13 protein-coding genes are annotated in these 12241 nt (G+C 45.6%); all 13 read right to left on the reverse strand.

Features of this window, described 5'->3' with window-relative positions:
* Window positions 1–12: 12 nt before the first annotated feature.
* The 13 genes from RBH91_RS15320 to RBH91_RS15380 all read right to left on the reverse strand — a co-directional run bounded on the left by RBH91_RS15320 (window position 13) and on the right by RBH91_RS15380 (window position 12180).
* The gene (locus tag RBH91_RS15320; RefSeq protein ID WP_307892123.1) at window positions 13–942 is read right to left on the reverse strand and encodes a peptidase U32 family protein; all 930 of its coding nucleotides are present in this window, start codon (window positions 940–942) and stop codon (window positions 13–15) included.
* Window positions 929–1600 carry an O-methyltransferase gene (locus RBH91_RS15325; RefSeq protein ID WP_076763427.1) on the reverse strand — a complete coding sequence of 224 codons (672 nt, stop codon included), beginning with the start codon at window positions 1598–1600 and terminating at the stop codon, window positions 929–931. Before RBH91_RS15325 ends, RBH91_RS15320 begins: the two co-directional genes overlap by 14 nt.
* Before the next feature lie 183 nt (window positions 1601–1783).
* On the reverse strand, window positions 1784–2878 hold the full coding sequence (gene mltG / locus RBH91_RS15330) for an endolytic transglycosylase MltG (RefSeq protein ID WP_307892124.1): 1095 nt from the start codon (window positions 2876–2878) through the stop codon (window positions 1784–1786).
* A gap of 105 nt (window positions 2879–2983) precedes the next feature.
* Window positions 2984–3268, reverse strand: coding sequence for a DUF1292 domain-containing protein (locus RBH91_RS15335; RefSeq protein ID WP_076763423.1), 285 nt, complete (start codon window positions 3266–3268; stop codon window positions 2984–2986).
* 13 nt (window positions 3269–3281) lie between these two features.
* Window positions 3282–3698: a Holliday junction resolvase RuvX gene (gene ruvX, locus RBH91_RS15340; RefSeq protein WP_076763421.1), complete on the reverse strand. Its 417-nt coding sequence runs from the start codon at window positions 3696–3698 to the stop codon at window positions 3282–3284.
* A 2-nt stretch (window positions 3699–3700) separates the two neighbouring features.
* Window positions 3701–3967, reverse strand: a complete 267-nt coding sequence (locus RBH91_RS15345; RefSeq protein WP_076763418.1) for an IreB family regulatory phosphoprotein — start codon at window positions 3965–3967, stop codon at window positions 3701–3703.
* An 84-nt stretch (window positions 3968–4051) separates the two neighbouring features.
* On the reverse strand, window positions 4052–6688 hold the full coding sequence (gene alaS, locus RBH91_RS15350; protein WP_307892125.1) for an alanine--tRNA ligase: 2637 nt from the start codon (window positions 6686–6688) through the stop codon (window positions 4052–4054).
* Between the two features lie 342 nt (window positions 6689–7030).
* On the reverse strand, window positions 7031–8089 hold the full coding sequence (locus tag RBH91_RS15355; protein ID WP_307892126.1) for an AI-2E family transporter: 1059 nt from the start codon (window positions 8087–8089) through the stop codon (window positions 7031–7033).
* 86 nt (window positions 8090–8175) lie between these two features.
* Entirely contained in the window at window positions 8176–8307 is a 132-nt protein-coding gene (locus tag RBH91_RS15360) for a DUF3918 family protein (protein ID WP_076763412.1), read from the reverse strand.
* Window positions 8308–8322: 15 nt separating this feature from the next.
* Window positions 8323–8514 carry a YrzR-like zinc ribbon domain gene (locus tag RBH91_RS15365; RefSeq protein WP_076763410.1) on the reverse strand — a complete coding sequence of 64 codons (192 nt, stop codon included), beginning with the start codon at window positions 8512–8514 and terminating at the stop codon, window positions 8323–8325.
* Between the two features lie 13 nt (window positions 8515–8527).
* A complete protein-coding gene (locus RBH91_RS15370; protein WP_076763408.1) occupies window positions 8528–8992 on the reverse strand; it encodes a PRC-barrel domain-containing protein in 465 nt (154 codons plus the stop codon).
* An 89-nt stretch (window positions 8993–9081) separates the two neighbouring features.
* Window positions 9082–11448 (reverse strand): SF1B family DNA helicase RecD2, encoded by a 2367-nt coding sequence (recD2, locus tag RBH91_RS15375; RefSeq protein WP_307894771.1) that lies wholly within the window; start codon window positions 11446–11448, stop codon window positions 9082–9084.
* Window positions 11449–11529: 81 nt separating this feature from the next.
* Window positions 11530–12180 carry a tetratricopeptide repeat protein gene (locus RBH91_RS15380; protein ID WP_076763520.1) on the reverse strand — a complete coding sequence of 217 codons (651 nt, stop codon included), beginning with the start codon at window positions 12178–12180 and terminating at the stop codon, window positions 11530–11532.
* Window positions 12181–12241 lie beyond the last annotated feature (61 nt).

The following is a 12241-nucleotide window of genomic DNA, read 5'->3' on the forward strand; positions in this document are numbered from 1 at the left end:
TGATCCCTCCTTTTAATATACGGTCTCTTTGTAAAAGAATCCGGTATCGATACTGCGGTTTACGGGCTGGAGGCCTTCCATCCGCTCGATCCATTGTTCTTTTTTATTTTCGTATGCTTCCCTGTCTGAGACGCAAAGATCGATAGCCTCGCGGTACATGGCTGTCACTTCTGCCATGTAGTCGGCTGATTTTAAAATGCCGTCAATTTTGAACGAATCGATTTCGGCATCAATTAAATCCTCAAGCTCGTCAATGATGCATACATCATTCGGGCTCATGATGTGCGTGCCGTTTTCATCTTCAAAAATCGGATATTTGTTGCCGCGCTCTTTGTCATGAAGATACATGCCTTTTTCTTTTTTCTTGCCTTCGATATCCATGACTTTTCCCTGGTATTCAAAATAGTTTCCGATCAGCGAACGCTTTGACTGGAACATGCACGTCATGCCGTGAACCTGGATTTCGATGTCCACTTCAGCCTTTTCTTTAATGTCGATGATGCTGTCCATGTTCAGCTCTCTCGCCAAAACCGCGCGTTTCGCTCCCTTACGCCCCCAATAATTGCAGGAGTGGTGATTCGTTGCGGTCGTTTCCGTATTCCAGTGGAGCTTCATGTTTGGCGCTGATTCGCGAGCAGCCATCAAGACCGCCGGGTCGCCGAAAACGACAGCATCGGCGCCTGCCTCGTCCAAAAATGAAAGGTAGTCATTCAGTTCGGGGACTTTATCGTTATGAAAAATCGCGTTCATTGCCACATAAACTTTTGCCCCTTCTTCATGGGCCTCGCGGATGGCTTCTTGAACGTCCGCTCTGGAAAATTCCCCGGCCAAACGCAAACCGTACCTTTGTTCGCCGATGATAAACGCGTCGGCGCCCGCCTTAGCCAATGGCTTAATATCTTGAACAGCTGTCGGTGTTACAAGCAGTTCAGGTTTTTTCATATCCCTTCACCTCTTTTTTGCTAACGGCCAAGCCATCTCCGATCGGCAAGATTGCCGTTTGATAATCCGGATGTTCCATTAGCCAATGATTATAATGATCTATTTTGGATACAAGCTTTTTAATGCGCTTGTTTTCGATTTGATTGTAGTCTCCGGCGACGAGCCCTTTGAACAGGACATTATCGGTGAAGATGATCCCGCCTTCTGCGAGCATTTTCTCATATATGGTGAAAAACTTCTGATACTGTCCTTTTGCGGCATCAATAAAAAGCGCGTCATAAGGAGCCATCGAGTGAACGGCGTCCGACTCGCTGAGCGCATCTCCGAAGAAAACGTGGATTCTGTTTTCCAGCTGGAAGGACTGAATGTTTTTAATCGCTTCTTGATACCTTCTTTCATCCCGTTCAATCGTAAAAATTTCTGCTTCAGGGAGTGCAAGCGCCATTCGGATAGACGAATATCCGATTGCGGTGCCGATTTCAAGAATTTTTTTCGGATTTTTGAGTGAAAGAAGCTGAAGCAGCGCTTCAATTCCGGTCGGTTCCATAATGGGCACGCCATGCTCCTCGGCATAGGCCTCCAATTTCATAATTTCCGGCGGCCGGGGCTTGATAAGCTGTTCCAGATAGCCGGTTAGTTCCTGGTGTCCGATCTTCACGGGCAGAGAGCCTCCCTTTCATAAAAAGAGCTTTAGGTCAGATGTTTAGAACTCTCCTAAAGCAGTGAATGTCTTTTCTCGAATAAACAACCCGATATATTTTACCATAAAACCATTGCATTTGCGAATAAAAGGAGAGTATTTTTTACTCTCCCCTCATTCCCTTCCGGCCTTGCCTGCTCGCTACTGAGTGTTGGTGATGTACTTTGATTTTGCATGATTATGCTCTTCAAGTGTTTTTGTAAAAACAACTTCTCCGTTTTTCTTAGCGAGAAAGTAGACATATTCTGTTTTATCCGGGTTTAATGCTGCTTCCCAGGATGTTTCCCCCGCATTTGAAATCGGTCCTGGCGGAAGCCCGGTATTTTTGTACGTATTATATGGGGAATTTGCCTCAAGGTCTTTATAGACGACACGGTGTTTATGTTTTCCAAGCGCATATAAAACAGTCGGATCTGTTTGCAGCGGCATCTTTTTGGCTAAACGATTGTAGAATACGCTGGAAATTTTATGGCGGTCCGCTTTTTCCGTCGCTTCTTCTTCAATTAAAGATGCCATTGTAAGCGTTTTGTGAACAGTCATTTTTTGATCGCTCATCTGTGACTGATATTTTTCGGCAAGTCTTTCGGTTTGCTTGATCATCGCTTCAATGATGGCCTCAAGCTTCGTATCCGGATCATAGAAAGGATATGTCGCAGGATAGAGATATCCCTCAAGCGGATGTTTGATGTTCTTGCTGAACACCTCGTCCGTGATCAATTTCGGATATTTCTTTTTTAATGTCTCGATAAATTCCCGGTCATCAAGCTTGTTCATAATGTCTTGTTTGGAGAAGTTGGTTTCTCCGGCGATAATGTCGGCGATTTCGCTGAGCTGTCTGCCTTCAGGAATAACGATTTTAAAGGCCGGCACGTGCGACGCGCTTGTCAGCTTTTCAATCATGCCGGCAGGGTCCATTGATTGGCTCAGCTGGAAGTTTCCCGCTTGGAAGCCGGGGGCGTTTTTAAATTTGACATAGGCGATAAATACTTTTTCGTTTTTAATTAAATGTTGTTCTTTTAATTTCGCAGCAATGGAAGAAACAGTCGATCCTTTCGGAATATAGATGTTGACCATTTTTTGGCTATTTTTATCGACCGGTTCAAGAGCTGATTTGACATACAGCGAAAAGCCGCCCGCGCCTAAAATCAGCAGCACGGCCGCAACCGCCAGCCAAAACTTTATTTTATGATTAAGGAGTTTTTTAATGAACGATTTCTTGGTCTGATCTTCAAACATTTATGTCCTCCTCTCCTCCCATGCTATATACTACATGATTCGTTTTCATTCGGCAATTTATTACAAAATGTTTTCATAAAAAAAGCCGCCTTGCGGCAGCTTTTTTTATTCTTCCTCTTCTTCATCCGCTAAAAACGTGTTCAGCGTCTCTTCGATCATATCCCATTCTTCTTCTGTTTCGATCGGCATCAATTCTCCGTCTTCACCGTTTTCATTCGGCTGAAAGCTTGAAGCATGAATTTCAATTTCTTCTTCATCCTGTGACTCGATCGGATAGTACAGCACATAGGACTTATCAAATTTATCGCTGTCAAATGTGAAGAGAACCTCACAAAGCTGTTCATTTCCTTTATCGTCTACAATCGTAATGTTTTTTTCTCCGTGTTCCATTATGATCACCTCATTAGTTTAGGCTGTCGAGATATCCTTGCAGGATCATCACAGCAGCCATTTTATCAATTACTTTTTTCCGTTTTTGCCTGCTTACGTCTGCTGAAATCAGCATCTTTTCGGCTGCCATCGTCGAGAGCCGCTCGTCCCAAAGCACAACGGGAATTTGAAATGCTTCTTCAAGCACTTCCGCAAATTTCTGGCTGGCTTCTCCCCTCGGGCCGACGGTACCGTTCATGTTTTTGGGAAACCCGAGTACAATTTTATCTATTGTATAGTCTTTCGTTAACTCAGCGAGGCGGCTCAACCCGTAATCACCGCTCGCTTCGTCAATTTTGACCGTTTCAATTCCCTGCGCCGTCCAGCCCATTTCATCGCTGAGTGCGACGCCGAGCGTTTTTGAACCTAAATCCAGACCTAATATTCGCATCTTTACGCCTCTTTATGCTGTTCTAAGTACGATTTAACCAGTTCTTCGATTATCTCGTCTCTCTCAATTTTCCGAATCAGATTGCGTGCATCTTGATGCCTTGGAATGTAAGCGGGATCACCTGATAGCAAATATCCGACAATTTGGTTGATCGGGTTGTAGCCTTTTTCCTGAAGCGCGTCGTGGACGGTTATCAGCACCTCATTTACGTTTGTCTCCATTGAGTCGTCGGAAAAGTTAAATTTCATCGTCTTATCAAATGAGCTCACCGTTTTGCACCTCTTTCCCAAATTCGCAGGCAAAGTTTCAGCCTGAATACCTTCTCTATCATCATTCTACACTACATCGGCCATTTATAAAACGGATTTCACCCATTCTTCTGCAGAAGATAAAGCTTCTTCCAATTTTTCAGGCTGTTTTCCTCCTGCCTGAGCCATATCAGGACGACCGCCACCGCCGCCACCGCACGCTTCAGCGACTTGTTTGACAAGTTTGCCAGCATGGAAACCTCTCTCTATTAAATCTTTTGTAACTCCGGCAGAAATATTCACTTTTTCATTTTGAACCGCTCCGAGCAAGATTACAGCTGAGCCTAATTTCGCTTTCAGTTCATCGACCATCGTGCGCAAGTGATTCATATCTTTGGCATTGACTTTTTCCGCGAGCAGTTTGATTCCGCCAATTTCTTTTACCTTTTCCAAAATCTCTCCCGCTTCTTTGTTGCCGAGCTTAGCAAGCAGGGATTCATTCTCCCTCTGCGCATCTTTTAAATCAGACTGCAGTGATTCAATCCGCTTCGGAACTTCATTCACATTGGTTTTCAGAACTTCTGCGGCATGTTCGAGAAGCTCGAGCTTGGCATTCATTTCCTGGTAGGCTCCTTGGCCTGTTACGGCTTCAATCCGGCGGGTGCCGGCACCGATGCCTGATTCTGAAACGATTTTAAAGAGGCCGATTTCAGCGGTATTCTTCACATGGCAGCCTCCGCACAGCTCGATGCTGTAGTCTCCGACTTTGACGACGCGGACGATATCCCCGTATTTTTCTCCGAACAATGCCATGGCTCCCATTGCTTTCGCTTCATCGATCGGCTTTAAGTCAATTTGAACAGGAATCGAATCCCAAATTTTTTCATTCACTTTTGTTTCGATTTGTTCGAGCTCTTCTTTTGTCACTTGACCGAAATGGGAGAAGTCAAAGCGCAGACGGCTGTCTGACACGAGTGATCCGGCTTGGTTGACATGTGTTCCGAGCACATCTTTCAACGCCTGATGGAGAAGGTGTGTCGCCGTATGGTTTTTGACGATATCTTTTCTAAGACGGTCTGTCACTTCAGCTGTTACGTTCATGCCTTTTTCAACTGTTCCGCTTTCAACGATCCCTTCATGCAGATGCTGGCCGTTTGGCGCTTTTTTGACATCTGTGATGCGAACCACAGCCTCACCGCTTCTTACCCAGCCTTTGTCGCCGATTTGTCCGCCGCTTTCGGCATAAAATGGCGTTTTCTCTAAGATGAATTGAACAGCATTGCCTTCATGAACCGCATCGGCAAGTTCGCCGTCTTGCAGAAGCTCGGCGATTTTGGTTTCCGTTTTCATATCCGTATAGCCGATAAACTCGCTTTCGGTCATGACATCGCGAAGAGCGCCGCCTTGAACCTGCATGCTGCCGACTTCCTGGCGGGCCTGGCGCGCGCGTTCGCGCTGCTTGTCCATTTCGCGTTCAAAACCTTCATGATCGACCTTCATGCCCTCATCTCCAGCGTACTCTTCCGTCAGTTCGACAGGGAATCCGTACGTATCATACAGTTTAAAGACATCTTCACCGGGAATGACGCTGCTTCCTTTTGCTTTCTCTTTTTGAATGACTTCAGACAAAATGGCCAAGCCTTCATTCAATGTTTCATGGAAACGCTCTTCTTCCGTTTTGATGACTTTCGCGATAAATTCCGTTTTCTCTTTGACCTCGGAGTAAAAAGCAGCCATAATGTCGGCCACAACCGGAACGAGTTCATACATGAACGGGCGGTTGATATTGATTGACTTTGCATAGCGCACAGCACGGCGGAGCAGCCTTCTGATGACATAGCCGCGTCCTTCGTTGGACGGAAGCGCTCCGTCGCCGACCGCAAACGCAGCCGTCCGGATATGATCCGCCACAACCTTAAAGGCGGTATCCTTTTCTGCTGAAGTACCGTATTTTTCTCCTGAAATGGCTTCAGTCGCTTTAATGATCGGTATAAACAGATCTGTATCGTAGTTCGTCTTGGCATCTTGAATCACGGATACCATCCGTTCAAGACCCATCCCTGTATCAATGTTTTTCTTCGGAAGCGGTGTGTACGTTCCGTCGGGATTGTGGTTGAATTCGGAAAACACGAGATTCCATACTTCAAGGTACCGCTCGTTTTCTCCGCCGGGATAAAGCTCCGGATCTGTCAGATCATTTCCGTAGGCTTCTCCGCGATCATAGAAAATTTCCGTATTCGGACCGCTCGGGCCTTCTCCGATATCCCAGAAGTTCCCTTCCAGTCTGATGATCCGCTCTTCGGGAACGCCGATTTTTTTCGCCCATAATTCGTAAGCTTCATCATCTTCCGGATGGACTGTAACGGACAGGCGTTCAGGGTCGAAGCCGATCCATTTTGGAGCGGTTAAAAATTCCCACGCCCATTCGATCGCCTCTTCTTTAAAATAATCACCGATCGAAAAGTTTCCGAGCATTTCAAAAAACGTATGATGGCGCGCTGTTTTTCCGACATTTTCAATATCATTTGTCCGGATTGATTTTTGCGCATTGCAGATGCGCGGATTTTCCGGGACCACCCGTCCGTCAAAATATTTTTTCAGGGTTGCGACTCCGCTGTTGATCCAAAGCAGTGAAGGATCTTCATGCGGAATGAGAGAAGCGCTCGGTTCTACTGCATGCCCTTTCTCTTTAAAAAAATCCAAAAACATTTGACGCACTTGTGCGGATGTTAATGCCTTCATTATTATTCCTCCTTTAGTTAATCACATGCAATATAAAAAGCCCCCGCCCTATGCAAACATGCGTTTACACAGGGACGAGAGCTCCTCTCGCGGTACCACCCTGATTATGGGCGAATAGACGCCCATCACCTTTATATCCGAGTAACGCCGGATAAAGACGGCAGGTTTTCGCCTGCACTCAGGATTAGCTTCTACTGATCTTCTGCTGAAACTCTTTCACCACCACGGAGCTTCTCTCTATAAAACAGGGCTTCAGTATACTCGGATCCGTCAGTCGAGATACGTATGTATGTCTATTTCGAAATTATAGACAAGGTAAACGGGAATGTCAACTTCTCACGTTCAAGCCTTTCTTGCCGCCACAAAATGGGCGAGCATTACCTTGAGGACAGCCATCACCGGCACGGCTAAAATCATGCCGATGATTCCGGCCAATTCTCCGCCGGCAAGCAGTCCGAGCATAATGACGACAGGGTGCATATGGAGGCTTTTCCCGACAACTAGCGGTCCGAGAATATTGCCTTCAATAAACTGCAAAGTCAAAATGGTGATAACGACAATGATCACGAGCCTTGTCGACAGTGCGGCGGCAATCATGACAGCAGGAATGGCGCCGATGACCGGACCGAAATACGGAATGACGTTTGTCGCTCCAATGACAAGGCCGAGGATAAGCGGATAAGGCAGGTCGAAAAACCAAAATGAGAGGCTGGCTCCCAAACCGATCACAAGGCATACAAAAAGCTGGCCCCTGATGTAGTCTCCAAGCGAGTCATCAACATCCTTAATGAACTCGCCACCTCTCTTCCTCCACGAAGGAGGCGTCAAATACCATACGGCTTTTTTCATCGTGTCGATATCTTTCACCATGTAAAACACCAAAAAGGGGATAACGGCCGCGACAAGCATATAATCAAAAATAAAGCGGATGCTTGTGATCGTCCGTTCCGCCCAGCTTCCCACGAATTCTTCTGTCTGATTGACAAACTTGTCGATTCTGTCATGCATGCCGTCAGGCCAGCCATCTGTGTGATGATGCAGTTTATCTAACATATTTTCGTAAGAGGCAGCAAGATGGGGAATGCCTTCAGACAGCTCAGTCAGCTGTTTGATGAGAATGGGTACGCCTTTATAAAAGGCATAGCCGAGTCCCCCAAAAAACAAGAAGTAAATCAGCAAAATACTCAGCGTCCGCGGCACGCCCGCGCGGTGTATTTTTTCAACGACGGGCAGAAGCAGATATGTGATAAAAACCGCAATCGCCAAAGGGATCAGAATCGATCTAATTAAGATATAAACCGGCTCCCAGATCATTCTGAGCTGCAAAAAAATATAGACAGTCAATAATAAAAGCATAAAAATCGAGATCCACATTAAAAGCTGCAGCGGTTTTTTCAGCATTTTTTTCACCCCTTGTTAGCTTTTGAAATCTGTTTGTATTTATTCCCCAAGAAAAAAGGATGCCCTTAAAAGGGCACCCCTTGCTGTTAAAACATTTTCATGACGCGTCTTCTGAGTCTTCTCATGTTTCGTTTATTCATCATGTCGTTTTGTGTGGCCATGTAGTACATGAAAGCACCGGCTCCTAAAGAAATGAGAGAAGTCATTGTCCGATTCAAATGTCTAACCTCCATTCAAAGGTTCATCGTACGTTCGTCATCTGTAAACAGATCATCCAGACTGCTCAATGTTCCGTCCTCTTCGACTTGATGAGTTGAAATTTTTCCTTTGGAAAGAGTCAGCTCAATGAAGCATCCCCAGCAATAATATTGATTCACACCGATTTTGCCGATGTTTTTGCTTTTGCAATTCGGGCAAATTAGCATTTGAACACACCTCTTATTCGTTCAAGACGATTGTGCTTCTGCCTACTTCAAGCGGTTCTCCAGATGACTGGACCTGCTTTTTATCGCCTGACAAATCGGCAAAAAAACCGTCCGAAAGTTCATATGCTACGATTATGCCCGAGCCGGAAGAAAAGTATACATCTTCCAGTATCCCCAAAGTATCACCAGAGCCGTTTTTGACCATTTTCTGCTTCAACTGGTCATATGAAAAGCTTTGCTTTGGGATTTGCATCGGCTTAAATTCGGTGAAATCGACATATACGCCGTCACTTCTGATGTCTGTGACAGAGGGGAGCGGAAGGAGTGAACGGTGATGATAAAACCGCCGTTTCTCTTCCATGATCAATCCAAGACATGTCCCTTCTTGTGAAAAGCAGATATCTGTAATCAGCCCAAGCAAAAGAGAAGACTGTTTTTCATAAACATTGAGTCCTTCGAGCTCATTGCATGTTCTCAAAGTGTGATCAACCACCTTTTTCCGAACAGTCTTATGTTCTGCCGTTGGGAAGAGACTCATACGATGAAATGGATTCCATGGAAAAACACTTATTCCGCTTCTTTTTCCATAAAATCAAAAGGTGTGATGCCTTCCATTCCGATATTGGCGTCATATACGCTGAATGGCAGTTCTTTTTGCAGCGCCATCAGCTCCTCATCCTCTTCATGCGCCGCCTGCAGAAGCCTTCTTTTGAGTGATGTCTGTCTTTCTGATGATTCTTTGTTTTTGACGCCCCATGCAAGAGCTTCTTCTTCACCGCACAAAATCAGGAATTTTTTGCTTCTTGTGATGGCTGTATAAAGCAGATTTCTTTTCAGCATCCGATAATAGCTTTTCACGACGGGAAGAATGACAATCGGGAATTCGCTCCCTTGTGATTTATGAATGGAGCAGCAATACGCATGTGTAAATTGATTAAAATCTTTTTTTGTGAAAGTGATTTCGTTTCCGTCAAAAGAGACGACCGCCATATCTTCTTTTTCCGTGTTTTCTTTCGCATAGAAAATCGAAACGATCTCGCCCATATCGCCATTGAATACATTGTGTTCCGGCTGATTGACGAGCTGGAGAATCTTATCGCCGGTCCGATATACGACATCTCCGTACTTCATTTCCCTTCCCTTTGGTTTCGGGGGATTCAGAATATTTTGCAAAGATGAGTTTAATTCATTGATTCCGGCCGTGCCTCTGTACATCGGAGCGAGCACTTGGATGTCCCGCGCAGTATATCCTTTTTGCAGCGCATTTTTGACGACTTTTTCAACAACCTCTTTGATTTGCTGCTGGCGGCAGCGGATAAAAGAACGGTCTTTTGTCGGCGCTGTCAAATGATTCGGAAGTCTCCCTTTTTTCATTTCATGGGCCATTTCCACAATCGAAGACCCTTCTGCCTGCCTGTAAATATCAGTTAATCTGACTGACGGAATGGCATTTGATGCCAGAAGGTCTCTAAGCACCTGGCCGGGACCGACCGATGGAAGCTGGTCCTCGTCCCCGACCATAATCACCTGTACATGGTCGGGAATCGCTTTAAATAATTGGTTGGCAAGCCAAATATCAAGCATGCTTGTTTCATCGATAATGATTAGCTTTCCTTCGATCGGATTGTCTTCATCATGTGTAAAGCCTTCAGCACCGTTCCAGCCAAGGAGCCTGTGGATCGTCACAGCCGGGAGGCCGGTCGACTCGCTCATCCGCTTCGCGGCTCTCCCTGTTGGCGCAGCCAATACAAATGGAAATGCTTCATCTTTTTTATAATCAGCAGGATTTAGACTCAAGCCGTGCAACTCGCTGTACAATTCAACGATTCCCTTGATGACGGTTGTTTTCCCTGTACCCGGGCCACCCGTCAACAGCAGCATCGGCGACATCAGCGCTTTTTGAATGGCTTCTTTTTGGCTTGGCGCATATTGAACCTGCATCCGTTCTTCAAGCTCGCCTAAAGCAAGCAAAAATTCGGACTCGGGAAACTGTTCATCATATTCGGTTTGATCCGCGATCTTCTGAACTCTTTTGGCAAAGCTTTGTTCGGCATAGTAAAGCGACGGGTAGTAGCATCTGTCATCCTCGACGAACAGTTCTTTTTGTTCACCGAGCGCTATAATCGCATCGGCCACATCCATTTCCGTCACTTTTTCATCGCCGGACGATTGGTTTAACAGCTTTTGGGTTTCAATGATAAGCTGTTTTGTTTGTATGTACGTATGACCTTCCTGAAGGCATGCTGCTTCAATCGCATATAAAATCGCCGCTTTGATCCGCTCTGCATGCTTGCCTGAGATCCCCATTCTGCCGCCGAGTTCATCAGCCTTGATAAAGCCGATTCCTTCTACATCCTTGACAAGCTGGTACGGATTTTCGCGGATTTTATCAAGCGTTTCTGATTCATATGCTTGATAAATTTTCATGGAAAGCTGCGGTCCGAAACCAAACTCGCTTAAGGAGATCATAATCTGCTCAAGCCCCTGGTGCTTCTGGAGTGCAGCGGCAAGCTTTTCCGCCTTTTTTTTGGAGAGCTTCGGCACATCATAAAGCACGGCAGCGTCGCCTAAAATTTTGTTGATCGCGCCTTCTCCAAGCTTTTTGACGATTTCTTCAGCCGTTTTTTTGCCGATGCCTTCAAATAAATCACTTGCTAAATATTGAATGACCCCTTCCTTTGTCGTAGGGACTTCTTTTTTAAAATGATCCGCTTGAAATTGCAGGCCGAACTTCGGATGGGAGGCGGTTTTTCCGTAAAATGTATAGGTTTCGTCTTCAAAGATCGCAGGAAAGTACCCCGTCACGGAAACGTTTTTTTCATCGAAAGACTCCGATGTTTCCTGCACTTTCACTTTCAGAACGGTATAAAGATTTGTTTCATTATGATAAATGACCGTTGATACCGTTCCTTTCAGAAAAGAGGCTTCGTCCATTTCAATTTGATCCGGATTTTGTTGCTGCTTCACTTTTCTCCCCCCCTCCTTTTGAGCTCTCCGGTCTTAGGTTTGTTTAAATCAAGCTTCTTCGAGCAGCTGTTTAGCTCGTATGCTGAGCATATGATCGGGCTGGATCGCGATGGCCTGATTCAGCATGTCAAGCGCTTTTTCCCGATTTTCTTTAAAAGCGTAAGCCACGCCTAAATTGTAAAACGCGTCTGCATGTGACGGATCGAGCTCTGTTACTTTTGAAAACGCCTCAATCGCTTCATCCAGCATGCCTTCATTAGCAAGGCACATACCGTATTGAAAGCGCGCTTCATGATCCGCTTCATTCAGCTCTGCCGCCCTTTGCAAATAAGGCATCGCAAGCTTCGGCTGCTCAAGCTTCATCAACGAGGTGCCGAGCATATAAAACAAGTCGCCGTTTTCCATGCCTGTACGATACGCTTTTTCAAACATATCCTTCGCCTCTTGATAACGTTCTTTCATCACATATACATTTCCCGCCCCATAATACGCGGCTCCAGCCTTTTCATCAAGGCTGACTGCTTTTTCATAAAATTTGAGCGCCCGATCCAATTCACCGACCGCTGACAGCAGATTTGCAAAGTTGATGTATGGAACGGCATCTCCGCCGTTTTCATCAATCGCTTTTGTAAAGGCTTCAGCCGCTTTTTCAAAATCGCCTTTTTGCATGGCTTCAATTCCGATTTGGTTGTAATCCAAAGCTCTCTCCCTTTCGTCTTCTATTTTAAAAAAGGCCATCGACATTGTCGACAGCCGCTCT

Origin of the sequence: Bacillus swezeyi (assembly GCF_030908325.1) — a bacterium.
Lineage (GTDB): Bacteria > Bacillota > Bacilli > Bacillales > Bacillaceae > Bacillus > Bacillus swezeyi.